The organism is Rheinheimera tangshanensis, assembly GCF_014645135.1.
GTDB classification, from domain to species: Bacteria; Pseudomonadota; Gammaproteobacteria; order Enterobacterales; family Alteromonadaceae; genus Pararheinheimera; species Pararheinheimera tangshanensis.
This window is the reverse complement of the sequence record NZ_BMLH01000003.1, coordinates 350,105-375,616: the sequence shown is the minus strand read 5'-3', so window position 1 is coordinate 375,616 and position 25,512 is coordinate 350,105. Positions and strand designations below refer to the sequence as shown.

Below are 25,512 nucleotides of genomic sequence, written 5' to 3'. Positions count from 1 at the left end.
CAGATCACATTGTTAACTGTTAACAATGTGATCTGACCCCATTTTCATAGTTAGCTGCTTAATAGTCCCGCCAGTAACTCACAGTCTGTTTTTTGCTGCTCTGCGTAGTCCACGCAAGCCTGCACTAATGCATCTGTCGCTTTAGGTAAGTACTTCACTACGGCTTGTTCAAAGCGGAATGAGCGTCTGTCGCCTCTGCTGTGTGCTAAGGCCAAAGTTCGTCCACAGGCCTCGGCATACTCGGCCAGTTCTTCGCCTGGCGCTTTTTCAGCAAAACAGACATCTTCCGGATCGACATCCACATTGGCGTGATGCAGCGAACGCACCAAATAATGAGCACCATTCCAGTAATGTTCATCCAACACCAGATCTGGCCGGCGTTGCATTAATCTCTGACAATCCACCGTTAAATGGGCCGCATTTAAACGGTTGACCGGACTTAAATCAGGGAAGAAGTACAAAGGTGCAGCGTCACGTTGTTGTTTGGCCTCGACCACATGGCACAGCGCTAAGTCTTGTTCTGAATGGATATGTTTTGGCCCAACCAACAAATAATAGCGCTGCATATTCAACGAGCCAGTGCCAGCACCCTGGCGGGTCACTATATCCAAAATATCGTCGCTGACATAAGGCCGGAAGCCAGACTCCACCTCGTTGTAGAGCTCGGATGGTAAGCGGATGAATTTCGCAGAGTCCTGTTTAAAGCAAAGAGGCCGGGCCGACAGGTCAACACTTTTGGCTAAGGTACTTTTACGTAAAAAGTCTTCACCTTTGGCTGAGCGTTTAATTGCTTTTTTTAACACAGGTTTAAGTACATGATTTTTCGGAAAATCGTCCAGTACTGAATACCTTAATTCTGGCTCTTCCAAAATAGCCTGACATTGAGCTGTATAGGCCAGCAAAAAGGCGCGCACTGCTTGCACAGCATCTTTGGCAGACACCACCTGCAGAGTATCCAGCTCCAGCTTGTTGTCATTGGCATAACGTTGCTGCTTTAAACCCTGGCAGTACTCCGCAGCCAATAAAATACTCACCGCATAACGACTCCAATCCCAAACCGCATGACCAACACAGGCATCATCAAAATCGTTGGGGGCAAAAATCACTCTGTCCCCGGACGAGCCTTCTTCGGTAAAAAAACCGAAGTTGGATAAATGACAATCCCCTACTACTGTGGTCAGCGGGATTTTCGTCGTTAATAGCTCAGGCAACTTCAGTACTGAATTTTTGATATCCGCATAAAACAGCCCGGAACTGCCGCGTAAAAAGCGGAAGGGGTTTAATGCCATTTTCTGATGTTTGGTCAGGGCAGGATCCAGGCCAGGTGTAACTGAATCTGTGCGTTTGAATTCCTGTTGTAATTGCTGAATACGTGACTCTGATTGCATAACATCCTCAATAAATTCTTGCATCTATTTATTGATAGTACGCTAGTCGGCACAAAAACAAGTGGTAGTTTTGTAACAAAGCACAACAACAGCCTGACATGAAGCAGCGAGCACTGAACAGTGCCCGCTGTAACTGACGTTGAAAAGGTTATCGTTCCAATACAACACGATAACGCGCTTTACCACTTTCTAAATGAGCTATGGCCTCATTGATCTGGTCAAACTTGAACATTTCCACCACAGGCTGGATCTTATGTTGTACAGCAAAATCCAGCATCTTTTTGATAGTCGCCGGACTACCAACAGGCGAACCTGAAACAGAGCGCTGTGCGCCAATCAGACTAAACACATTGATATCCAAAGGCTCTAAGGTGGCGCCAACAAAATGCAGCCGGCCTTTAGGTTTGAGGGTGGAAAGATATAAGTTCCAGTCTAACTTCACATTGACAGTGGTTAAAATAAAGTCGAAACGCCCTGCCGCTGCGGCTATTTCGTCTGCATTTCTGGAGTTAATACAATGATGGGCACCTAGCTCTTTCGCTTCGGCCGTTTTGCTCTCGCTGGAGGTAAAAGCCGTAACTTCACAACCAAAAGCCCGTAAAAACTGCAGCGCTATATGGCCTAAGCCACCTATACCCACCACCGCCACTTTATCAGTGGGTTTGATATCAAATTGCACCAGTGGGTTAAATACGGTAATACCACCACAAAACAGTGGACCCGCTGTTTTTGCATCCATCCCTTCGGGTAAAGCCACCACGCTGGCGGCGTTAGCCCGCACTTTATCAGCAAAACCACCATGACGGCCGACTATGGTGCCTTGTGCTGTAGCACATAAGTTATGATCGCCACTACCACAGCTGCTGCAGTGATGACAGTAACCCGAATGCCAGCCCAACCCGACTACCTGACCTGTTTTAAGGTGACTGACATCAGAACCTACAGCTGCGACGCGCCCTACAACCTCGTGGCCTGCGACCAGAGGGTAAGCCGACATCCCCCACTCGTTATTGATCATTGATAAATCGGAGTGACAGATACCACAGTAATCCACGTCAATTTCCACCTCCTGACGACCCAACGGGCCCGGATCATACTCAATCACCGACAGAGGTGAATGAGGTTTATGTGCAGCATAAGCTTTGATCATCAAGTGTTCTCCAATTAAACGAAAAGTAAACTACGCCAAGAGTATTAGCGAAGATCAGTCGATTGACAGAGCTATCAGGTATATTTTTGCGGTTTTTAAGCGACTTTAATTGGATCCACTCCAGGATACGAAGATAAGCCCCTCTATTGAACATTTTTCATACAGCAAAGACTGTTTCTTCTAACCGATTCAGGTATAATCCGCGCACTTTTTTTCCGGCCATTTTACTTTGCAGGATTTACATGACAGTCGAAACCTTTGACCCATCACAAACCACCACACTGGAAACGCCAGTGAAAAGTCTGACCGCACAGGCACAAGCCAATGGCTCAGGCGCAAAAATTGGGTTTGTAAGCTTAGGTTGCCCAAAAAACCTGGTGGACTCAGAGCGCATCCTGACTCAGTTAAAAACTGAAGGTTATCAAATAGTTCCAAGCTATGATGATGCCGAATTGGTCATAGTCAACACCTGTGGTTTTATCGACAGCGCAGTGCAGGAATCTTTAGATACCATAGGCGAAGCGTTGGCTGAAAACGGTAAAGTGATAGTGACAGGCTGTTTGGGCGCGCGTGAAGATGAAATCCGTGAAGTGCATCCAAATGTATTAGGCATCACTGGCCCACATGCTTATGAAAACGTATTAAAGCAGGTGCATGATTTTGTGCCTAAGCCAAAATACGATCCATTTATTCAGCTGGTACCGGATCACGGCATTAAGTTAACGCCCAAACATTACGCCTACTTAAAAATTTCTGAAGGCTGTAACCACCGTTGTACTTTCTGCATTATTCCTTCGATGCGTGGTGATTTAGTCAGCCGTCCTATTGGCGAAGTACTGGACGAAGCAGCACGACTGCAAAAAGCCGGTGTCAAAGAGCTGCTGATTATTTCTCAGGATACCAGCGCTTATGGGGTGGATGTAAAACACCGCACAGGCTTCTGGAACGGCCAGCCAGTCAAAACCTCTATGCAATCTTTATGTGAAGCATTAGCCGATTTAGGTATTTGGGTTCGCTTGCACTATGTTTATCCGTACCCGCATGTCGATGATGTGATCCCATTAATGGCGCAAGGTAAGTTATTGCCATACCTGGATATTCCATTCCAGCATGCCAGCCCACGTATTTTAAAACTGATGAAACGCCCAGGCCAGTCTGACCGCGTGCTGGAGCGCATCAAAAAATGGCGCGAAATTTGTCCTGAATTGACCATTCGTTCTACTTTTATCGTCGGTTTCCCAGGTGAAACTGAAGAAGAGTTCCAGGAATTATTAGACTGGTTAGAAGAAGCACAGCTCGACCGTGTTGGTTGCTTTAAATACAGCCCGGTGGAAGGTGCTAAAGCCAACGACTTGCCGGATCAAATTGCGGAAGAAGTGAAAGAAGAGCGTTACCACCGCTTTATGGAAACTCAGCAGCGTATCAGCGCCGCTCGTTTACAAAGCAAAATTGGCCGTACTATCAAAGTGTTAATTGATGAAGTGGATGACGAAGGCGCCATAGGCCGCAGCTTCGCAGATGCTCCTGAAATTGACGGCGCTGTGTATTTAAATGGTGAAACCTCATTAAAACCGGGCGATCTGGTGGATGTAGTGATTGAAGAAGCTGACGAATACGATTTATGGGGCAGCTTAGTCGAATAAGTGCGTAACTAAATTGCAATTAAAGAAAAACGGCCTGTTGGCCGTTTTTTTATTCGCCAGATAAATCCTCAGATATGTTCTGAACCAAAAACGATACGGTTACGCCCCTGAGCCTTAGCCTGATACAAGGCCTGATCGGCATCGGCTAATAATTCTTTAAGGTCCCGCAAGGCACCAACGCAACTAGTACCCCCAACGCTGACCGTTAATTTCACCGGTCTGGCTTCAATTTCCCAGGCATGATGCGCGATACGTTCACACAAACGCTGACCAATGGCAGATGCTTGCTCAGCGCTGGTGTGCGGCATTAACACCGCAAACTCCTCACCACCTAATCGCCCTATTAAATCTGTAGTGCGAAGCCCCACTTTAAGTAAATCGGCCACTTTTTTCAGAGCCAAATCACCAATGGCGTGCCCCCATCTATCGTTAATTTGCTTAAAGTGGTCCAAATCAATCATCAGCACCACCACACTGTACTGCAGTCGCCTGTTTTGCAATAAAGCCTGTTCAGCTCTTTTTAAAAACTCTCGCCGGTTCAACAACTGGGTTAAATCATCCAGCTCAGTCAGGCGCAGGAGCTGATTCTCAGTATGAGAAAATGACAACAGAGGCAACATCAGCCCTGTACTGGTGGTTAAAAGCACATGGCCCAACAAGACCCACTGCAAACCAGGTGAACTAAAGGCTCTGTAGTCTTCGCCTATCAATGGTATAACCAACACAACCTGAAATAACATCAACAGGGCGTGCACAGCAAAAAACAATTGCAGTACATAAATAGGAAAAACCGGGATTAACCGGGCTTTTTTTAAAAGCACTATGGCATACATAAAGATCACAGCAATGCTGAATGAGGTTAATGCTGTTGAAGCATTATTGACCTGATACAGCATACTCAGCGGCAGTAGGTACAAAGTCAGTAATAAAGCCACTTGCTGTTTGGATCTGGCGCTCAGTTGCCCACGCAAAAATAAGACCAGCCCTGTCACCACTAAAGCAGGAGAGAGCAGTAACAAAATATCGGCCAGCAGATAAGTGATCAGAGGCTGGTCGATATAGTATCTTGCACCGGCAGCGCAACCACCAGCGACAAAAACAAAACAGGCGACAGACCACAACAGAAAACTCTGATCATGACGACGTAACAAATACACCATCGCCAGATAGCAGCCAATCATCACATTTACCAGCAGCGTTAACAGCAACAGCGTGGGTAAATGCAATTCAAATCCATGAAAATTAATAACTAATTACTCCGTTATCAGATAACGATGGCAGTATAGCCCTTTGAGTTTCCTATTTACAAACAACTTAGCTTGTCGCTTTATACCATTTAGCGCTGATAAACTAAGGCCTGTCGCGCACCTGGCAACGAAGTGAGCCTCACAACCCTAGGTGCTGGCCTGTGTTTATGCTGGTGCTAACTTGTATTTTTCCGATGGTCAGCAGATGAATATCCACCTTGATAACGCTGCGGTGCATCCCTGCTCTCTCGTTCCAACTGACGTTGCAGCTCTTCCCGGCTTTGCCTGAGCAACTGAATGTAGCTTTTCTCGTCCTGCTGTTCACGCACCAGCTGCATTTTATCAATCAGCTGGTAGTTTGCAGCCCTGAAACGGTCCGCCAGCTCTTTGGCTTCATACTGTCCCATCCCTAGCTGAGTTAATACATCCCTGCCCTGACGCAACGAAGCTTCAAACAGTTCACGCTCAATGTGGTCAACCCCTAACTGACGTAACTGATAGATATGCGCTACATCTTTGGCTCTGGCCATCAGGATTAAATGCGGAAAATGCTGCTTCGCACTGCTGACAATAGCGTTGATCGCCTGCACGTCATCCACCGCAATCACCAGAATTTTGGCATGCAGAGCGCCGGCGGCCTCCAACACATCCATCCGGCTCGCATCGCCGTAATACACCTTGAAACCAAATTTCGTCATGGTTTGAATAGTGTCAGAGTCATGGTCCAACACTGTAGGCACCACACCGTTGGACAACAACAAGCGCCCCATAATCTGACCATAACGGCCAAAACCGGCAATAATGACCGGACTGTCGGAAGCTTCAACATTGGTGTTCTGCAGCGGTGTATGCTGCTGGCGGGCTGACCAGACATCCAGAGCTTTCATTAACAGAGGTGAGACGGCAACAGACAAAGCGATTAATAAATTTAACATGGCACCTTCGGTCGCACTAAGCAGCGCCCCTGCTGTTGCCAAAGCAGCCAGAACAAAGCCAAATTCGCTCCCCTGCCCAAGCAAAACGGCGTAGCTCAATCGCTCCGGCGCAGCAATGTGTATAACCCGGGCTACTCCATACAACAGCAGCAGTTTTAATCCGACAAATAACAACAATAACAAACTGATCAGTGGCCATTGTGTACTGAGCAGCTGCATATTGATACTTGCCCCAATGGTGATAAAAAATAGCCCAAGAAACAGACCTTTAAAGGGTTCTAAATCAGCCTCCAACTGATGACGGAACTCAGAACTGGCCAGCAGCACTCCGGCAATAAAAGCCCCTAAACCTGCGGAGACCCCAACTATGGTCATCAGCTCCATCACCCCTATCACGAGTAATAAAGCCAGGCCAACAAACAATTCACGCGAACCATAATGGGCTACCCAATGTAGCAAATAACCAATCAGATAACGGCCAGTGAAAATAACGGCCACTACAGCAGCTAAAGCAGGTAAGGCTTTAAATTCAGCTGTATCGGCCGAAGGCGCTAGTAAACTGATGCCAATCAACAGTGGAATGGCCACCATATCTTGCAGCAACAAGGCACCAAACACAGATTGCCCGGTCTGAGTGCCCATTAAATTGCGATCTTTCATCAGTTGCACAGCCACAGCAGTGGACGACAAAGCCAAAGCCAGACCAATAAAGACCGACAGCGCGTACGATAACCCCAGTACGCTGGTGGCAAGGCCTATACCCAAAGCACAGACCAGCACCTGCAATGAGCCAAACAGGAAGACTCTGTGCCGCATGGCCCAGAGTTTTTTTGCATCCAGCTCCAGGCCTATACTGAATAACATCAGCACCACACCCAGCTCAGCCAGCAACTTAATGTCGTCGGTATTACTGGCAATAGAAAAACCTGCCGGGCCCAGCGCTACACCAGCTAATAAATACCCCAGCACAACGCCAAGGCCAAAGCGCTTGGCTAAAGGCACCACCAGCACCATAGCGGCCAGGTAAATCATTAAATAAGTCAGAACGTTAAGATGCATACTCAGTCCTTTAGTGCTGCTTTGTTAGTCCAGCGTTATGGCCGAAGAAAGTTGCTCCAGCCCAGAGCGGAATAATTCGGCAGCTTCTGTGGCAATAGTGCTGTCGGTTAACTCGGGCAGCATCAGGGGTTGTTGCCATTCCATGCCACAAGATAAAGCCAGTTGGCGCAAAGGTGTGAACATAGTCTGCTGATAACAAGGGTCTAATTCATGCTGGGGTGCGACTGCATGAGTAACTAACCAAAAGCCTTTTCCCTGCAGCGACATCACAGGCCCGGCGGAAGCATCTTTGCCATAAGCCCAGCCATACTGAAACACTTTATGCAGGTACTGCACTAATAAAGCCGGCGGCAAGCCCCACTGCATAGGGTAATGCAACACAATGGCCTTACTGTGGGCCAGCATCTTTTGCTCAAGTGCTACATCAATATAAAAATCAGGATACAACTGATACAAATCGCGCAGCTCAAGCCCAGGCCAGTGCTGCACAGCATTAAGCATCATTTGTTCCAACCTGGCATGGCGGGCATAAGGATGGGCATACAACAAGCTAATCATAAAGCGCCGATAGTCCGTTAAAAACAGTAGCACTAGTGTTTATGAACAACCTGGCTCTGGCAAGGGTGTGGCAGAAATAAAGCAGTGTTACAGATGAGGCCTAGCTGTGTGTCTCAGTGCGAATTTGCCTGAAAAATAGCCAGATAGGTTGAGTTGACTGGCGGGTGGTATCGAGAGGTCTGCTTAATCGTCACTTTGTGCCAATAACAGACATTCATTCCATTCTTAGCGATTAATTTCCAAAACTTATTGCCCAAACATAACATAGTTTCTAAGCGTAATTTACTATTAGTAAATGTCTCGCTCATGCACTGGTTAATTGAACATCAGCCACTTAGTATCGATACCGTGCGTGGTGAGTTAATAAAACTGTCGAGTGCAAAAATAACACGCCGTATCGCGCTTTCCTCTAGCGTTTTAAGTGATTTAAAACACAACTGTCTACTTTCCTCTAACTTTATACGCTTCAACTGGTTTAGTTTAAAATCATTCAAAATATTGACTGTTGGCTCGGTGCATGAAAAAACATAAATGAACAGCTTCCCTAATAAAAAGGAAGTCGCTTGGGTGTTGTTATCTGTTCGGTCTATGTGTGCAGCCTTAGTCGCAACGGTTCCAAGTCGCACAGAGGTTCGCGAGTAAGCAAAAATCTCGTTCATATCATGCTTTACTACATAAATCTTAAAGTAATCGGGGATCGTTTGTTTTTCACCAAACCTTTGCAAGTCTACTTTCGGAGTTGAACTAGTATTCAGCTTTGTATGTTCAGCAAGCATCGTTTTCATTACTATCCATTTCGAAAAAAAATGGAGTTGCTGTTCATTCAGCCTCATATCGCAAGTTGTAATAGCATTTTGAAGAATTGGCTTAACCTTCTCTTCCAAAGCACTCATCCATCCGCTATTGCAGGTGGCGCATACGACCCTGAATTTTTTAGTCTCTACACCACCTGAGCGAGTGTTAATAATTTCGTCCGAGTCATCTAACTTCGGAGTGGCCTGGATAGAGCCTTCAATATACTTGGCTGACTCCTGTTTACCTATATGCTCTCCAAGCCAATTTGGCCAAAAGTGCTCTTTAGTCAAGCCACTGCTGTTGCAAAAAATACAAAATTTTTGGGTCAAGGTCATCCTGTTCACTTATCAATTTATTTAAGAGTGATTATGTCTTTTTTCTATTACAGCCGCTCTCATTTTTCTGCTATTCATATTTGCATCATGTTACTTAACTGATTACTACATAGAAGTTTATTCACAATTGGTGGTGGCTAATACATGATGAAAACAAATAGCCTTTGGGGTCAGGTCTTGCACCTTGCCCTGGGTAATTTGTTCAATGTGTTTGACCAAAAAATAGCGGATAAAAACATAGGAAATTGCTAACCGTTTTGAACTGAATTCAGCGGGCAAGACGCAAGACCTGACCCTAATAGTTCACCATTGGCTTCTACTAGTAGAACTTAGACATCCTTAATTTATTCAAGACACTCATTTTAGAAATCTTATCCAGTGTGTTGGTGATTTTTTGTGCAAGCTCTTGGCAGCTGCCAGAGATGAGTAAGAATACTCGAATGAAATCTGTTAAATCTTCACCTTTGAAACTCATAAACAAATCATACATCTGCTCCTCAGTTAGCTCATTGAGTATCTCTGCCTCTGAACTATTGTATGAATTTGATTTTCTTCTTTTATTCAAAACATCGGTAACTGTAGGCTTCGGATTAAACTGCAAATATGCCTTTCTAAGCTCATCTTTGAAATTTTCATCACGAATACCGAACGGATTACGAATAACATTATCCACATCAAATATTTCAGGGGTGGCTTTTCTTTTATCTATAAAAAAACAAACAAGCTCGTCAGCTAGTTCATCTTTACCTATACCCCTCAAAACCTTCAAGCCATCACTATACTGAGAGCATGAAGTAGTTGAAGCAATATCTCTCATCCCCGCATCCATTGCCTCTGCAACTTCATCATCGTTAGTCTCGAAAGAATAATGGTAGATTTCCCACGCTTTGTTCCACTTGGTATTTTCTTTCCTAAGATCAACTTCTCTCTGTTTGTGCTGACAGAGTGTGATAAGTTTTTCTTTATCCAGAAAACCTTGCTCAATACTATGTGCGACAGCTAAATCAATTTCATCGGTAAGCTGAAAGCCATAGGAATTCAAAAATCTGTCCCAACTTTTTGCTTTTTTTGCATCCCAGCCATGGCTCTCGTCTTTTTTTCTCAACCCAGAGCGGTTAACAAATTTGAATTCAGGGATACGCTCAGGATCTTCACCATGGCAGTAATAACACCAGCTCAACACCACAGTTGAATGTATGACTTGTCGTTTTATCTCGTCATCAAAAGTATCTACAAGCGCTAAGAATTCCTTTGTGTGTTCCACTATTTTTATTATTACTCGTTTATTCTTAATATTTAGACCTATACAGCAATCACGCACGTAGCTCCGAAACTCAAAATCGGTTTCATACATGGTGTCAAAGCTCTGCTCTGCGGTGGGTTCAAAGTGCAATTGTCTATCTACAATTTTCTCTTTGTATTTTTTGTAGTCTTGAAAACTTTCATCTGTCGAGTCTTCATTTAGTAACAACACAATCTTGCAATTTTTTCTCTCTTTAAAGTAGGAAATTAGCCCCATGAAGTCTTTAATTTCTAACCCAGTACTATGTCTTTCAATATCATCAAAACAAATTATTGTATCTTTCAAGGCTAGTTGGGAAAGTGAACTAAAAGCCTCTCCAATACCACTTATATACTGGTCTATTATTGGTAGCTTTACGCTTCTAAATCTTTCTGCCCATATCTTTGCTTGGGCCTTTGCGTTCTTTTTTTGTCCAATAGTTTGGGTGTCTATAGCGTTAAGAAGAGTCAATTGCTTGAGTGCGTCAATGGAATTGACACCAAAAAGAGATACGTAGGAATATGATTTTAAGGCACATTCATCCTTAAATTCTTCGATGCACTTGTCCCAACAATGTGTCTTACCTACTCCCCAATTACCTTTTATAGCTAATACCTCTGGTGCTGACGTAGATAAAAACGTTTTGATTTGTTGCTTAACGAATTCAGTCGACATGGGGGAGCTCCAATTTTTCGCAGACTACTACAAACAAAAGGGGATAAACTGTGAAGGATGCGGTCATTTCTGCTCAACAATCAATATCGCTAAACCGCTTTGGATACGCCTTGGTAAGGTAAACTCCCGTTCTCAAAAAGTAAACGAGCAAATTGTCTGAATGATAAATATGCAGAAATGAGTATGCTAATGTCCGCAATTCGCTCATACCAGACGCTCAATTAACCGGATAATTTGAACTGATATTGAGCGACCTATGACCTTGGGGTTAAATTCGAATGCCTTTTGCATCCCGGTTCAAGCGATAGACTGGATAAAAAGCAGCCTTCTCCCCAGACAATCTACTCACTATAGGGAATAGCCATTTTATGGCAAAACACAATTCGAATAGCCTCTCCCCTTTGAACTAAAAGCCTTTAAATCTAAACCTACCCCATAAAAATCTCATATTCGTCAGGGCTTTTCATATAACCCGGTACTTTCTGACTGGAAAGTCGCGCACCAGTTAAGGCCGTTTGTACCAAAAGCTTGTTGTAGGGGCTGGCGTTGGGGTCGGCCAGGTAGTGGGCGCAGTCGAACCAACGCGCTTGTAGTATTTCGCGTGGGTCGGGTTTAGGTTCAGTTTCTTCGGCTGTTAAGCGGCATACCATATACAAATTCGATGCGCCAAACTGCCCCTGATGATGGTGGCGTAAGCCTAAAAAGCTTTCAAAACGGGCTGTTACTCCGGTTTCTTCCTGCACTTCACGTACTGCAGCGTCTGCCAGATGCTCCTTGGCATCCACCATGCCGCCTGGCAATTTAAAATAACCAGGGCGTTTGCCTGGCAGTGGTTTTTCCTGCACCAGTAACACCTTGCCAGCGGCAGATAACACCACAGCCCCTACCCCAATGCTATGAGTCGCAGCTAAAGGTAAATAACTATCGGCTTGTAGCTTTTTGCATAACATCAGTTGGTCGGGCGCACAATGATGAAAGCTAAAACCAAGCGCAACAGCTGCAGCAATCAGTTCTGAACGGCAGGCCGGTATCTCAAGCCAGACTAAAGCATGCTGATGCTGCCATACGTCGACAGAGGCGGCCAGGCGAGCGGCAAATTCGGCGGCAGAATCAGGTAATTGAGCTGGCCCTATGTAGCAGCCGTTGTAGGGATTTACGATAGCGTCAAATAACTTCATTGGACGATAGACTCTGCATAGGATTAGAAACGAGACGGGCGCCGATAAACGACGCCCCTACATTAAATAAGACAGACTTAGGGGGTAGACAAGCCACGCCCCACAGCAAAGAGGATTTGCCGTGTTATCTGAACAATACTTTTTCTTTTTGGAACCAGCTGACACAAAAGGCCAACATAGCCCCTGCTATCACTACTGTTGAGCCAAAAATAACTACTAGCATGCCGACATCCATAGTGCCCTTAATCAGCTCTTTAATCGCCAAAGCCACGTTCGCTATAGGCAACATCGCCATAGCCCAGCTCAGTTCTACGCCAGGCATTAAAGCAACAATCAACGGCATAAAGACCATCATGCTCAAAGGACCAATGTAGTTTTGTGCTTCTTTAAAGCTGCGGGCATAAATAGAGAGCGATAATAGTAAAGCTGCGAAAATGGCTGACAGCGGGATCAGCATCATCAGGATCAACAGCAAGTCGGCTACACCCAAAGTCGACATGGTTTTCGCCACTATATCCACGCCCATCAGGGAGCCTATGACATAACCCCAACCGCCAAAGCTGCTGACAGTAATAAGTGCAGAAGCAAGGCCTGTGGTTAGTACTGTCAAAAACTTACCTAACACGATAGAGGTTCTGCTGATCGGGCATATTAATAAGGTTTCTAAAGTGCCGCGTTCTTTTTCGCCTGCACCTATATCAACAGCAGGGTAAGAACAACCGATTAAACACAAAGGGATCAGGATATAAGCGACAAAACCACCGATTTTTTCACCTAAGTTTTCACGGCTTTCTGCTGTATTTACTTTTTCCAGCTTCACAGGTTGCAGTAAGGCATCTACCTTGTCCGCCTCCACACCTAAGCTATCGAGCTTGGCCAGTTGCAGCTTCTTGCTGTAATCCCGAAGTAACTCATTGAAATATCTGTCAATCATATCCAGCTGTGACGACATATTGTAAATCACTGTCCATTGGCTTTGCGAAAGGTTCGCCACATCCGCACTAAAGTCGTCGGCAATGATAATAGCTAAATCAAATTTATCGTCGCGAATGGCTTGTTTTAAGGCTTCAGGATCAGTCAGGTCCGACTCTACTTTTTTAAAGTTTTTATGATAAAACAAGGCTTCAGCCAGCTCTGGCGCTTTATCGGCGTTGATAATCACATACCTGTGCTCTTCAGCTTCGGCATTTTTAGCTACATTGGCAACCACCAGCCCCATAATGCCAAACAGCACAGGGAACACCAGGATCGGCAGCAAAATAACAAAAAACATGGTCTTTTTATCGCGGAGTAATTCGGTCAGCTCTTTTAAATAGACTTGCCACATTTAGTTGTACTCCCTGTTTTGTCCTGTCGGATGAATCACATTCATAAAAGACTGGCGTAAGTCACCGTCCGCACTTAAGGCTTTAAATACATCAAAGCTGTCGGAAAATGCGCTGATGCCTTTATCTATCACCACCACCCTGTCACATAAAGAGGCCACTTCATCCAAATGGTGAGTGGAGAAGATGACCGGCGTGCCTTGCTGTTTCAGGCTGCGGATAAAGTCCAGCACGGTTTGAGTGGTCATAATATCCAGGCCTGTGGTAGGTTCGTCCAAAATCACCACTTTAGGCGAATGCACTACGGCGCGGGCTATGGCGGTTTTTTGTTTCATACCACTGGACATAGCTTCTGCTTTTCGGTTGGCAAAGTCGTGCATATTCAGCAGCGTGAACAGCTCGTCAATTCGCTGTTTTAATGCAGTTTCGCTCATGCCATGCAAACGGGCGAAATAAGCGATATTTTCATAAGCCGTTAAACGGCCATACAAGCCTGTACTGCTGGATAAAAAGCCGATTTTTTTCCGCGCCAGTATCGGCTGCTTTAACACATCGACGCCTTCAATCAGCACAGAACCAGAATCTGGCTGTAACGCCGTTGAGAGGATACGTAAAGTGGTGGTTTTACCAGCGCCATTCGGACCCAATAAGCCCAATACTTCGCCCGAACCGCATTCAAAGCTGACATTACGGACCGAATGAAACGCTTCTTTGCTGTAGCGAACATCTTGTTTTTCGCTGTCTGACAGCTTTTGGCCACGACTGATGGCAAAAGATTTAGCCAGAGCTTCTATTTTTATCATGCCTTATTCCCTGCTGATGCTTCTGTTGCTTTGAATGAGTCAGGTCTGTCGTTTTGGTCTGAAGTAGCTGGTGTCGGCGTAAAAAGCCAATCCCTGCTCTTTGTACCAGCCCGGAACACCTAACAAAGGTAACGGACTAAGCTGTTGATTATCAAGTAACAGTTCTGTGCACACAAGCTGTTTCGCCAATAATTCATCAACAAAATTGTAACCTTTTATACCTTCAGGCAACGCTGTATGTTCCGGTAGTTCAATACACCATAATTTGCCTGTTAAACCAATAAAAGGCTTAGTCGCCATTTCATAGTTGGCATGGCCAAACATCAGCGGTGTAAGTGTTTTCCACTGAGCTTTATGTTGATAAAAAGCTTGTATCCATTGCTGATCACGCAGCAAATCCAGCAGATAACGCTGTGATGGTTTGATACAAAGCAGCACGCCACATTCATCCAGCAGGGTTAATTTATGCCGCACCTTAGAGCGTTCTTTGTTGCCAAATTGCTGAATTTGCGCCATATGCAACTGGTTCATCAACTTTTTACTTTGAGGAAATAAACACCAGATTAAAGCGCCAAAAAAGTCATGCCAGTTGTTGGCACGCATTGGAATTTGCTGACTTTGATAAATGAAGTCCTCATAGTACCGGCCATCCTGGTCCAGCACAGTGCTATCGACAAAGCTCCAATTTTTTAATGCAGTATAGCGATGTAACCATAAGGTCAGCAGTTCTGGGGATGGGAAATCTGTTTGTTCTGCTAAAGGAAAAATATCGGCTAAAGCGCTGAATAGCCCGGGCTCAGCAAAAAGCTCTGGCTGCCATTCCAGCGGTGCTGTGAATCGCGAATTTACGTTGTTTTTTTGCATGAATAAGAAAAAACCGTTTGTTGTACTGAAACCATACCGTAGCAATTACCTGTAAAAAGCACGAAAAACCTCTTGCAATTTTCCCGTAAGCTGGCAAATTCAAGGAGTACGTTTAGACGTACATACTGCCAAAATCTGTTTGCCCGTCGTTCTTGACGCTGCAGCTTTGTTGCCTGCGTTCGCTCGCCCCAATCACATAGGACAACTATGCTCATGGGGACTCGTTCGCTTGTCGCCTCTCTGCAACGCCAATAACTTAGGGGAAACGCTTAAATAATTAATTAGAGGTTACCCATCATGTGTTCGATATTCGGGGTGCTTGACATCAAGACTGATGTTAAAGCCTTGCGCCAGCAGGCGCTACAGTTATCTAAGTTATTACGCCACCGTGGACCAGACTGGTCGGGTGTATGGAACAACGACAATGCAATTTTAGTGCATGAGCGTCTGGCGATTGTAGATACTGAAAATGGCGCTCAGCCCCTGATTAATCCAAATCGAAATCACATTCTGGCAGTGAATGGTGAGATTTATAATCACAAAAATTTAGAGAAAAACTTAACCGTCGACTATCAGTTCCAGACCAAATCGGACTGTGAAGTGATATTGCCTTTGTATTTACAGCACGGCGCTGATTTTATTGATCAGCTGCAAGGTATGTTTGCTTTTATTCTGTATGACGCAGAGCAAAATCGTTACCTGATTGCCCGTGACCATATCGGTATTATTCCGCTGTATTACGGTTACGACGAACATGGTCAGCTGTATGTGGCCTCTGAATTAAAAGCTCTGGTGCCTGTCTGTAAACAAATGCAGGAATTCCCACCTGGTCACTATTTTGATAGCAAAGTAGGCAAACTGGTGAAGTACTATCAGCGCGACTGGCAAAGTTTTGATGCAGTCAAAGACAACCCGGCTGATTTAGGTGAACTGCGCGCTGCTCTGGAGCAGAGCGTAAAAAGCCATTTAATGTCCGACGTGCCTTATGGCGTGTTGTTATCAGGAGGTCTGGATTCATCACTGATTTCGGCTATTACTCAGCAATTTGCCCGTAATCGTGTGGAAGATGATGGTCAATCTGAAGCCTGGTGGCCTCGCCTGCACTCTTTTGCTGTGGGTTTACAAGGCTCACCTGACTTAGTGGCAGCACGTAAAGTAGCGGATGCCATAGGCACAGTGCACCACGAAGTGCTCTTTACTGTGCAGGAAGGTTTAGATTCTTTGCGCGACGTGATTTATTTCCTCGAAACCTATGATGTCACCACCATTCGCGCTTCAACCCCTATGTACTTAATGGCCCGTAAAATCAAAGCCATGGGTATTAAAATGGTGTTGTCGGGCGAAGGTTCTGACGAAATTTTTGGTGGCTATTTGTATTTCCACAAAGCGCCAAACGCCAAAGAATTCCACGAAGAAACCTTACGTAAGCTGGACCGCTTGCATATGTTTGACTGCAACCGCGCTAACAAAGCTATGTCAGCCTGGGGTATTGAAGCCCGCGTGCCTTTCCTCGACAAGCACTTTATGGATGTCGCCATGCGGTTAAATCCTGAAGCGAAAATGTGTGGCAAAGGCAAAATGGAAAAACACATTTTGCGCCAGGCCTTCGATGGTTTGTTACCGCACGAAATTTTATGGCGTCAAAAAGAGCAGTTCTCAGACGGCGTGGGCTACAGCTGGATCGACAGCTTAAAAGCACATGCTGAAAAAGAAGTGACGGATCAGCAAATGGCTACAGCGGCCTTCCGCTTCCCGGTCAATACACCGGACAGCAAAGAAGCCTATTACTATAGAGTGATCTTTGAAGAGCATTTCCCTCACCCTGGCGCAATATCCTGCGTGCCTGGCGGTAAGTCGGTCGCCTGCTCTACGCCTGAAGCTCTGGCTTGGGATGCGAAAATGGCACAAATGACAGACCCTTCAGGTCGTGCAGTGCGGGATGTTCACGAACAAGCCTATTGATATGAGCTCTCATCTGACGTAGTGATTCAGGTGAGGACTTAATACAGATGAAAAGCCACAGATTAGCACTGCCTTTCTGTGGCTTTTCTTTTCATCCTCTGCTATTCCTCAATTGATTGTATTTTTTTTCGGCGAATAATGCGTTTTTATCGGGTTTCGCTAGCGAAATAGTCCGGTAGATCGTATGTTAGGCGCCATCTGAATGTGCCCTGAATTATGGATCGACGACTGTGATCAATTTATCCAAATCCCTGTTCACTATAGTGCTGCTTGCTGGCTTAAGTGGGGATCTGAATGCAGAAACGGCTCTGACAGGCCAATGGCTTACCGATATAGAAAAACAAACCTTACTCGACCCTCAAACCTCAGGCGTCACCTTCCGAAAAGGAGAGCTGGTGGTGGTGGGTGATCAAAGTGCTCATGAAAGCACGCGGATGAAGCTGTTCCGTATCGACCCCAACACAGCCACAGCTATTACTCAGCCGATTCAAATCACAGTAGCAGACAGCTTAAAAAGCAGCTGCTTTTACAACTATTTAGCAGATAAGCCCGATTTAGAAGCTTTGACATGGGACAGGCTGGATGACACGACCCTAATCACAGTGACAGAAGATGCGTCGGCTTATCAGTTGAGTAATGAGTGTGCAAAAAAGTTTAATCAGTCCAACTCAACGGCTTACCCTACTCTGCTGTTAAAAATTCAGGTCGACAGTGCCTTAACCCGTGCCGAAATTGTGGCAATCCGACCTGTGCAGTTTCCGCTGGAGGCCAAAGTAGGTAATTTTCCGAATGACGGTATTGAAGGTTTAGCTGTGGATGACCACCAGAATTTATATCTGGCGCTCGAACAAGACATGGTCAATAAACCCAGATTATTTAAAACCCGTTTAACTCAGGACTTTTGGCTACGCGATAATTTTGTCAAAGTGATAGACGCCAACCTCACTTTACCTGTGCTGGATGACAACGATCATCCTATTAATGGTATTGAGTTTTTACCTAGTCCGATTTTAGGCCATCCGGGTTATTTAGTCGCAGTAGCGCGCAATGACGATGAGTTATGGGTGTTTGATTTAACCAACCGTATTCCACCTTTTGTGCAAAAGCTGAGTTTTTATGTCAGTACAGATGACAGTGGCCTTTGCCCTGCCTACGACAAACTGGTGCAAACAGCGCTGGAAGCAGTGACTATTCATAACGGCACAGTGTATTTAATTAACGACCCGTGGAAACAACACTACGGCGATAATATTCAGTGCGGCACCCATACCGATAAATTTAAACGTATGTCGCCACTGCTGTTTAAAATGCCGGTTGACCCACGCTGGTACACGCCGTACCGGCCTAAAACTCAAACCGCCTTACCTGCGATCAGTGGTTTAGCCGCTTTGGACCAAAACCATTATCTGGCGGTACAAGATAAAAAAATTCAACGCCAGGGTGACAGGTTAACGCTGATCCAATTGAATCAGGATCAACAACTGACAGCACAGAACTTATTTGTCACTAACTGGCCAGCCGGTCAGGCGTCTAACGATTTAGAAGCTATCTGTGCTTTACCGGGCCAAAATGGCGAGTTTTTAATAGCAGAAAGTGGCACCTGGCAAGGCTCGTTCGGCCGACTGTTTCATATCAAAGTCTTCCCTACCTATGCACAGGTGCTGAACACTTTCGAATTACCGGTTGAGCGTGACAGCAGCCCGGAGCAGGATGGCGATAACGTTGAAGGTTTGGCCTGTGCGAAAAAAGATGTGAACCGCTATCTGGTGATTTTAGGTGAACGTGGTTCAGCAACAGCTGCAGGATTTTTGCAATGGGGCGAACTGGACATAGCGGCAGCCAGTTTGCAGTGGAATAGCCAGAAAATTCAGGTGACAGGCCCGACTGCGGTGAAAAACCGTAACTACAACAGAGTGATAGCCGACTTACATCTCGAAGGCGACGTACTCTGGGCTAGCGCTGTACTTGATAGCTCAGATAACGGCCCTTTTACCAGTGCTGTGTATCCGTTGGCACTGGTGAATCCGTCAACAAAACAGCCGATTAGCTTAATGGCTGAACGGCCTGTACTATGGCAAATCGATGGTTTTAAAGTCGAAGCTTTGGCCAGCCCAAGCCCATTGATCCCAGGAACCGCGCTGATGATTGGCACAGACGATGAAAACTACCACGGCCAGTTCCGGCCTCTAGCGACGACAGAGCAAAGTCCTTATGGCAACCCAAGCCCCAAATCAGCCACAACACAATAACCCGCTGCATGGTTTCACCCTGCAGCAAATTCTGGAGCTGTTGCTTGAACAGCATGGCGGTTTTGCGCCTTTAGCAAAGCAAATACCGCTGAAATGTTTCAGTAACAACCCCAGCATTAAATCCAGCCTGACGTTTTTACGTAAAACGCCATGGGCCAGAACCCAAGTGGAAGAGCTGTTTATCAAATTGAAGTTGTATCAAAAAACTCAAAAGTCAGAGTAAGCTACAGCTCCTCAATAAAAAGCCCGGTACAGAGTCTGTCTGCACCGGGCTTTTTTGTCGATATTACAAGGAGTTCAGGAACGCTAATAAAGCTTCACGCTCAGCGGTAGGCAAGTTCACAAAGCGATTTTTAATCACTTCAGCTTCACCACCGTGCCATAAAATAGCTTCGGTTAAGGTACGGGCGCGGCCATCATGTAAATAACCTGCCGGAGTGCCACCAGCCACAAACTGGGTATAGCCTATGCCCCAAAGTGCTGGAGTTCTCCACATACTGCCAGTTGCCAGACCTTCGCTAAAATTATCAGCAAGTTCTGGTCCCATATCATGCAGTAACAGGTCAGTGTAAGGTTTAATCGTCTGGTTACGCACTTCGTCAAACTCAGAGCGAGCGCTGGTTTTCACTTCGCTGACGTGACAAGCCACACAGCGAATATCCTTAAAGACTTTTTCACCAGCTGCTATTTTGGCTGGATCGACATCCAGATAGGCCAGAGGAGAAACCCCTTTAGGAAAACCGCTTATGACACTGCGCTGCGCCGGCACAGCTAGTAAATGCAAGTACTGTGTCATCGCGGTCACGGCTTCATCCGGTAAACCCGGCTCAGCTGTTGCGCTGTCGCAATCTTGTGGGCCAGCTAAACAGGCCTGTTTCGGATAGACAGAAGAGGTCACCGCCATATCCAGCAAAGCGGCATTAGTTACCTGATGACGTATACTCACTTTACTGCCTTTCCAGCCATAGCGACCTAAGCGTACTTCTGCGGTTTCGGGATCGTACGCATAGTTCGCTGTCCCCAATACGCCATCAGCGTCTGGTGTACTGCGAACTCTGGATAAAATAGTTTCATCAGAGATCGCTTCCAATAATCCCATCCCTATTAAAGGCTGGGCCTGACGGACGGAATAGACTTCAGGTTCAGGTCCTTCAAAAGCAACAGTGGCTTTACGCAGCTCTACTTGCGTGCCATCGGCAAGACTGACGTTTCGGCTGACAAAATCAGCCACCCAGGCGGCGTTGCCCCAGTTTTGTAAGGCCCCAGTCTCAACAGAGCGGGCATTCATTTGCAGCGCCTGACCATAAATTGGATGCGGCAGGTAATGGCCATTGGCGTCGGTTCCGGTCGCTCCAACCCGCACTGCCATAGTATCCAACTTCTGGTTACGCACCGTAGGCGCCACGCTACGACCATTATTCACATGGCAGTTGAAACAGGACGATTGATTAAAACGCGGTCCCTGCAACTGACGACCTGCGTCGTTGCGATCATTGCCATCTTCGTTATGCTCGCCTGTCCATAAGTTGGTATGCAACCAGCGCCGCCCCTCCATAAAACGTTGCATATTCTGCATCCCAATAGTGTTATGCGGCTGCTGAAATATAAAGGTGGAATTGTCGGCATAATCGTAGGAAACAGAGCCTAAGCCCCCCTGCAGGGTGTGCTCTGGCAGAGGTTCGTTCATCAGGCGTGGCTGCACACCGTACCAAGGGCGCAAGCCTTGCCCCATCACATAGGTCAGCTCGTTGGTGTAATAACGAAAAGCACCGTTATCGCCTATGGCATCCATCGCCTCCCGCGTAGAGAAAAACGATCCGGTAAACTCAATCACGTCACCTTTTCGAAGGACTCTGGGATCAACAGAACTACCATTGGGGACCAGCACACCATCGGCATTTGCAGAAAGCGCTCTGTGGCCGGGGTAGCGGTCAAACACCACGCTGCAGCCGTCATTCGCGCCAATCACTCCGTTATAACCGCTGTCAGGACGTAACAACACACCATTGACTGGTTTTGCCACTACTGGGCAGGCGGCACCAGGATCCTGATAGGTCGAGTCATCCAGTAAATCACCAGGGCTCATCCACCCAAAACCTGTGACTCCAGGTTCATCAAAACGACGAACAAAAGAGTGCCCACCACCTTTTTGCGCTTGCTGGTAATATTGGTTCACCACAATACGAGGTTCAGTGACCCCAGCGACATTGCTATTGTCAATAAACTCCACACCCCAGGTGCGGTTTTTAAAGTAATTGGCGACAAAATTTAAATGCGCGCCAGGCCCTTTATCTAAAGGTTTGCCTGCCGGATCAACAGTGTCATTCACGCCAAAACCAATTTCATTCCAGTCTTCACCGCGCTCGCGTGCATGGCGCGAGCGTCCAACCATACCAAACCGGGTCACCAGGGTGCCATCGGCCAGAGTAAAGCGAACCATCTCAATGGGCTTTACCGGCGCTGGCAATGGAATACGTCCTGAGCCATTTAAAGGAAAAGTGATCGCAGAGGTATTGAGTTCAGGCATAGAGTTTGTGCTGTCAGGCGCTGCAAATTCTGCCTCAAACAAAGAATAACCATACTGAGTTTTACGGCTTATACCTTGAATGCGCAGGTAGCGAGCGTACATATTCAGGTTAAAAAATTCTTCCGTCTTGCCTTTAGAGTCAACGACATAACGCAGTTGATACCAATTCTGCGCGTCATCCGATATGTAAATAGCATACTCCGCAGCATGAGCATTCTCCCAATGCAAGGTCATCTTACCTACGGCGGTTTTTACTCCAAAGTCGAATTGGAGCCAGGCGTTGTCTGCATCACTAACCTCATCCCCCCAGGCACTTTCCCATCTGCTGGTCAGATCTGCGTCTGCAGCTTTGGCAGCCGTATTGTTTTCATTCTCATCACCGGAAGAGGTCACGCTGACAACAGAGAGAGGTTGAGCGACGGCCATTGTTAAAACACTGTCTGGTATTCTCAAAGAAGCAGGAGGAGGCGGTAAAGACGGGGCTCCGGCTTTGGGCAATGCAGCGGCTTTTACATCAGGCAAAGTCTCAAGTTCGGGTTCAGGTAACTCTTGTACCGGAGGCGGATTTTCTACAGGTGGGGTAACTATGGGGGGAGCAATCACAGGTGGTTTATCTGAACCTGATGGATCAGGTACTGCAGTTGTGTCACCGCCCCCACCGCATGCTGAAATGGATAATGCTAACAAAGGCAGCATCAGCCAAGGTTTTCGTTTTAACTTATTTGTACCTGATTGCACAAAAGAATACGGGCCCATACCACTAACTCCACGTTAACACTAAATAAAATTTCATCTCCCCCAGTTGTCAAAAAAGACTGAGGACGCTTTTCACCAAAGCGGCAACAAACAACCAAATCATGAGGGAAGAACTACTTTTCTTTTGTAATTAATTGTAGGCAGCTTTGTATTCAGACCTTTGTTTTTTCATTGGTGCATGAAGTGAGCATACTGCTGTAAAACACAGAGCGACCAAGCGACAACCCCATCACCACTTTGTCTGCACAGTGCTTAAGCTATTCAACTAATTTTTACAATGCTAGAGTGGCATGGAATAGATTCTATTATTGGTAATAAGGAAATCCCATGACCACCATCATTAGCTTAGTGATCGCCGCTGTTATTTTGTTTTTCATCATGGCTATTTATAACCAATTGGTGAAGCTGAAAAATCGATTTCAAAATGCCTTTTCCCAAATTGAAGTACAGCTAAAACGCCGCTACGACTTAATTCCTAATCTGGTGGAAACCGCCAAAGCCTATATGTCCCATGAACGCGAAACACTCGAAGCGGTGATAGCTGCGCGTAACAGTGCCATGAGCCAATTAGCAGCGGCTGCGGCTCAGCCCGGCGATGCAGGCGCTATCAGTCAACTGGCCGGAGCAGAATCAGCACTACAAGGTGCTATGACTAAATTCAGTATGGTGATGGAAGCTTATCCTGATTTAAAAGCCAATCAGACTATGATGCAGCTGACCGAAGAGCTGATCAGCACCGAAAATAAAGTAGCCTTTGCTCGTCAGGCTTTTAATGATGCAGTGACCGAATACAACAGCTATAAACAAAGTTTCCCGCCCGTGATATTTGCCGGTTTATTTGGTCATCAAAACGATGCCAAACTGCTGGAATTTGCTGATAGTGCAGAGATCCAGACTGCACCTAAAGTCAGTTTCTAAGCGCGATGGCCAGCAACTTTTTTGCCGCTCAGGATCAGGCGCGCAGCAATACCAAACTCCTGGTGTTGTTATTTACTCTGGCGGTGATCACGCTTTTGATCCTGACCAATCTGTTAGTGATGGTCACTTTAGGTGTGATGGAGCCGGAGCAGTATCAGTTGCTGCTCAGCCCACAGCATCCGGACTGGTTCAATCAACTGCCGTGGCACATGATGGGCTGGGTCAGCCTGTTGGTGTTTGCAGTGATCGCTGTGGTGGTCAGCATCAAGCGGGCAGAACTGAGTCAGGGCGGTCAAGTGGTCGCTAAAGCGCTGGGCGGTCGCCTGGTAGACTATCAACTGGCGGACAACAAACAACAACGGCTACTGAATATTGTTGAAGAGATGGCCATTGCAGCAGGAGTACCTGTGCCTCCGGTCTACCTGATGAACGAATCATCAATCAATGCTTTTGCTGCAGGTTATTCGCCAGCTGATGCGGTGATAGGCGTTACTCAGGGATGCCTGAACCTTTTAAACCGCGATCAATTACAAGGAGTGATAGCCCATGAATTCAGTCATATCTTAAATGGCGATATGCGACTGAATATCCGTCTGATAGCCTTATTGCATGGCATTGAATTTATCGGTCATTCCGGCTATTTCCTGCTTCGCAGCATGGGTCGTCACAGAGCTGTGGGGGCTGGTAGCTCAAAATCAAAAGACAATGGCGGTGGTATTTTAGGTTTAGCCTTAGGCCTGATGGTATTGGGTTATTTAGGCACTTTTTTTGGCAGCCTGATCAAAGCTGCCGTTAGCCGTCAGCGTGAGTTTTTAGCCGATGCCAGCGCTGTGCAATTTACCCGCAATCCATCAGGCATAGCGGGTGCACTCAAATCTATAGGCGCAGCAACGTTCGGCAGTCAGGTTAAAAACCCTAATGCAGATGAAATGAGTCACTTATTTTTTGCTGAAGCCATCAGTCGCTGGAGCAGCCTATTTGCCACGCACCCGCCTTTACAGCAACGGATCAAACGGCTGGATCCAAGCTGGGACGGAGTTTTCCCGACCGAAACACAGCTGAAACAGCAAAGCAGCGAACAGTCTTCAGCCACAGTTCAAATCGGACATCGGCAATCTGCGGCGGTGCTATCTGTATTGCCGGCATTTTTGCTGGAGACTAGCCGTCACGCCCTTTCAGCTCCAGCTTTGTGCTGTGCTTGTCTTCTTCAGACCGAACATCTGGAAAAACAGTGGGCTATGGTCAAAGCGCATGGCGACCCTCAACTGCTGCAGAATATCGATAGGTTATACGATGAAGTCAGTCGTTTATCAGGCAGGCAAAAGCTGCAGTTAATTCAAATAGCCGTACCGGCTTTAAAACAGTTGTCGCAGCAGCAGTTTGTTGAATTTCAGACGTTATGCCAGAACCTGAGCCGCTGTGATGGTCAGGAAGATTTATTGGAATGGACAATACTGAATTGGTTACAACACTGTGTTGGCAGTCAGTTTAATCCTTCACTGTTGCATCGCAGGGATCGCAGCAGCAATCTGGCGCAGGTTCAGCAATCTGTGCTGGCCTTACTGTCGTTGTGTGCCCAACAAGCCAAAGATGAAAAATTACAGCAGCAAGCCTGGAGTAGTGGTTTACAGCTGCTTGCTTTGCCTTCTGCCACTGCTCGTCCTGCTATGAGCCTCTCGCAGCTGACTGAACAGTTGCCCGCCCTTATTCACAGCACGCCACGCCTGAAACAGCAGTTATGGCAGATGCTAAAAATAGCAGTACAGGCCGATCAGCTGGTTAATGATCAGGAAGCCATGTTATTACAGGCGCTGGCGTTATTGCTGGAAATTCCTGTCGGTCCGGATCAGTCTGTTGCTTAAG

18 protein-coding genes are annotated in these 25,512 nt (G+C 46.3%); 6 read left to right on the top strand and 12 right to left on the bottom strand.

Annotation, left to right across the window (positions count from 1 at the left end; translation table 11 throughout):
- Window positions 1-50 precede the first annotated feature (50 nt).
- A complete protein-coding gene (locus tag IEW88_RS08920) occupies window positions 51-1,388 on the bottom strand; it encodes a DUF2252 family protein (protein WP_147903670.1) in 1,338 nt (445 codons plus the stop codon).
- Window positions 1,389-1,536: 148 nt separating this feature from the next.
- Window positions 1,537-2,538: an NADPH-dependent aldehyde reductase Ahr gene (gene ahr, locus IEW88_RS08915; protein ID WP_147903671.1), complete on the bottom strand. Its 1,002-nt coding sequence runs from the start codon at window positions 2,536-2,538 to the stop codon at window positions 1,537-1,539.
- Between the two features lie 242 nt (window positions 2,539-2,780).
- On the opposite strand from ahr, the gene rimO reads away from it, so the two are divergent.
- Entirely contained in the window at window positions 2,781-4,181 is a 1,401-nt protein-coding gene (rimO, locus tag IEW88_RS08910; protein ID WP_147903672.1) for a 30S ribosomal protein S12 methylthiotransferase RimO, read from the top strand.
- Between the two features lie 68 nt (window positions 4,182-4,249).
- Here rimO and IEW88_RS08905 read toward each other — a convergent pair whose 3' ends face one another.
- From IEW88_RS08905 to IEW88_RS08865, 9 genes are all read right to left on the bottom strand, one after another.
- A complete protein-coding gene (locus tag IEW88_RS08905; protein ID WP_147903673.1) occupies window positions 4,250-5,407 on the bottom strand; it encodes a GGDEF domain-containing protein in 1,158 nt (385 codons plus the stop codon).
- Window positions 5,408-5,604: 197 nt separating this feature from the next.
- Window positions 5,605-7,422: a monovalent cation:proton antiporter-2 (CPA2) family protein gene (locus IEW88_RS08900; RefSeq protein WP_147903674.1), complete on the bottom strand. Its 1,818-nt coding sequence runs from the start codon at window positions 7,420-7,422 to the stop codon at window positions 5,605-5,607.
- Between the two features lie 24 nt (window positions 7,423-7,446).
- Entirely contained in the window at window positions 7,447-7,980 is a 534-nt protein-coding gene (locus IEW88_RS08895; protein WP_053425951.1) for an NAD(P)H-dependent oxidoreductase, read from the bottom strand.
- 326 nt (window positions 7,981-8,306) lie between these two features.
- Window positions 8,307-9,104 (bottom strand): hypothetical protein, encoded by a 798-nt coding sequence (locus tag IEW88_RS08890; protein WP_147903675.1) that lies wholly within the window; start codon window positions 9,102-9,104, stop codon window positions 8,307-8,309.
- A 325-nt stretch (window positions 9,105-9,429) separates the two neighbouring features.
- On the bottom strand, window positions 9,430-11,067 hold the full coding sequence (locus IEW88_RS08885) for a P-loop NTPase fold protein (RefSeq protein ID WP_147903676.1): 1,638 nt from the start codon (window positions 11,065-11,067) through the stop codon (window positions 9,430-9,432).
- Window positions 11,068-11,495: 428 nt separating this feature from the next.
- On the bottom strand, window positions 11,496-12,245 hold the full coding sequence (locus tag IEW88_RS08880) for an NUDIX hydrolase (protein WP_147903677.1): 750 nt from the start codon (window positions 12,243-12,245) through the stop codon (window positions 11,496-11,498).
- A 124-nt stretch (window positions 12,246-12,369) separates the two neighbouring features.
- Window positions 12,370-13,572, bottom strand: coding sequence for an ABC transporter permease (locus IEW88_RS08875; RefSeq protein ID WP_147903678.1), 1,203 nt, complete (start codon window positions 13,570-13,572; stop codon window positions 12,370-12,372).
- Entirely contained in the window at window positions 13,573-14,373 is an 801-nt protein-coding gene (locus IEW88_RS08870) for an ATP-binding cassette domain-containing protein (RefSeq protein ID WP_147903679.1), read from the bottom strand.
- Window positions 14,374-14,412: 39 nt separating this feature from the next.
- Entirely contained in the window at window positions 14,413-15,237 is an 825-nt protein-coding gene (locus tag IEW88_RS08865) for a DUF3025 domain-containing protein (RefSeq protein WP_147903680.1), read from the bottom strand.
- A gap of 297 nt (window positions 15,238-15,534) precedes the next feature.
- Here IEW88_RS08865 and asnB point away from each other — a divergent pair, with 297 nt between their 5' ends.
- The 3 genes from asnB (at window position 15,535) to IEW88_RS08850 (ending at window position 19,671) form a co-directional block, all read left to right on the top strand.
- Entirely contained in the window at window positions 15,535-17,199 is a 1,665-nt protein-coding gene (gene asnB, locus IEW88_RS08860; protein WP_147903681.1) for an asparagine synthase B, read from the top strand.
- A gap of 230 nt (window positions 17,200-17,429) precedes the next feature.
- Window positions 17,430-19,448 (top strand): hypothetical protein, encoded by a 2,019-nt coding sequence (locus IEW88_RS08855; protein ID WP_185148560.1) that lies wholly within the window; start codon window positions 17,430-17,432, stop codon window positions 19,446-19,448.
- Complete coding sequence (locus IEW88_RS08850; protein ID WP_053425967.1) at window positions 19,411-19,671, top strand: VF530 family DNA-binding protein; 261 nt, start codon at window positions 19,411-19,413, stop codon at window positions 19,669-19,671. The genes IEW88_RS08855 and IEW88_RS08850 overlap by 38 nt, the downstream gene beginning before the upstream one ends.
- A 63-nt stretch (window positions 19,672-19,734) precedes the next feature.
- Here IEW88_RS08850 and IEW88_RS08845 read toward each other — a convergent pair whose 3' ends face one another.
- A complete protein-coding gene (locus IEW88_RS08845) occupies window positions 19,735-22,731 on the bottom strand; it encodes a di-heme oxidoredictase family protein (protein ID WP_229670413.1) in 2,997 nt (998 codons plus the stop codon).
- 327 nt (window positions 22,732-23,058) lie between these two features.
- Here IEW88_RS08845 and IEW88_RS08840 point away from each other — a divergent pair, with 327 nt between their 5' ends.
- Both IEW88_RS08840 and IEW88_RS08835 read left to right on the top strand, forming a co-directional pair.
- Window positions 23,059-23,649: a LemA family protein gene (locus tag IEW88_RS08840; RefSeq protein ID WP_147903682.1), complete on the top strand. Its 591-nt coding sequence runs from the start codon at window positions 23,059-23,061 to the stop codon at window positions 23,647-23,649.
- Between the two features lie 5 nt (window positions 23,650-23,654).
- Window positions 23,655-25,511, top strand: a complete 1,857-nt coding sequence (locus IEW88_RS08835) for a M48 family metallopeptidase (RefSeq protein WP_147903683.1) — start codon at window positions 23,655-23,657, stop codon at window positions 25,509-25,511.
- Window position 25,512 lies beyond the last annotated feature (1 nt).

Excerpts from the sequence above, each read along its gene's own strand:
- IEW88_RS08920 (WP_147903670.1), bottom strand. The coding sequence starts at position 1,388 with ATGCAATCAGAGTCACGTATTCAGCAATTACAACAGGAATTCAAACGC.
- ahr (WP_147903671.1), bottom strand. The coding sequence starts at position 2,538 with ATGATCAAAGCTTATGCTGCACATAAACCTCATTCACCTCTGTCGGTG.
- rimO (WP_147903672.1), top strand. The coding sequence starts at position 2,781 with ATGACAGTCGAAACCTTTGACCCATCACAAACCACCACACTGGAAACG.
- IEW88_RS08900 (WP_147903674.1), bottom strand. The coding sequence starts at position 7,422 with ATGCATCTTAACGTTCTGACTTATTTAATGATTTACCTGGCCGCTATG.
- IEW88_RS08895 (WP_053425951.1), bottom strand. The coding sequence starts at position 7,980 with ATGATTAGCTTGTTGTATGCCCATCCTTATGCCCGCCATGCCAGGTTG.
- IEW88_RS08885 (WP_147903676.1), bottom strand. The coding sequence starts at position 11,067 with ATGTCGACTGAATTCGTTAAGCAACAAATCAAAACGTTTTTATCTACG.
- IEW88_RS08880 (WP_147903677.1), bottom strand. The coding sequence starts at position 12,245 with ATGAAGTTATTTGACGCTATCGTAAATCCCTACAACGGCTGCTACATA.
- IEW88_RS08875 (WP_147903678.1), bottom strand. The coding sequence starts at position 13,572 with ATGTGGCAAGTCTATTTAAAAGAGCTGACCGAATTACTCCGCGATAAA.
- IEW88_RS08870 (WP_147903679.1), bottom strand. The coding sequence starts at position 14,373 with ATGATAAAAATAGAAGCTCTGGCTAAATCTTTTGCCATCAGTCGTGGC.
- IEW88_RS08865 (WP_147903680.1), bottom strand. The coding sequence starts at position 15,237 with ATGCAAAAAAACAACGTAAATTCGCGATTCACAGCACCGCTGGAATGG.
- asnB (WP_147903681.1), top strand. The coding sequence starts at position 15,535 with ATGTGTTCGATATTCGGGGTGCTTGACATCAAGACTGATGTTAAAGCC.
- IEW88_RS08850 (WP_053425967.1), top strand. The coding sequence starts at position 19,411 with ATGGCAACCCAAGCCCCAAATCAGCCACAACACAATAACCCGCTGCAT.
- IEW88_RS08845 (WP_229670413.1), bottom strand. The coding sequence starts at position 22,731 with ATGGGCCCGTATTCTTTTGTGCAATCAGGTACAAATAAGTTAAAACGA.
- IEW88_RS08840 (WP_147903682.1), top strand. The coding sequence starts at position 23,059 with ATGACCACCATCATTAGCTTAGTGATCGCCGCTGTTATTTTGTTTTTC.
- IEW88_RS08835 (WP_147903683.1), top strand. The coding sequence starts at position 23,655 with ATGGCCAGCAACTTTTTTGCCGCTCAGGATCAGGCGCGCAGCAATACC.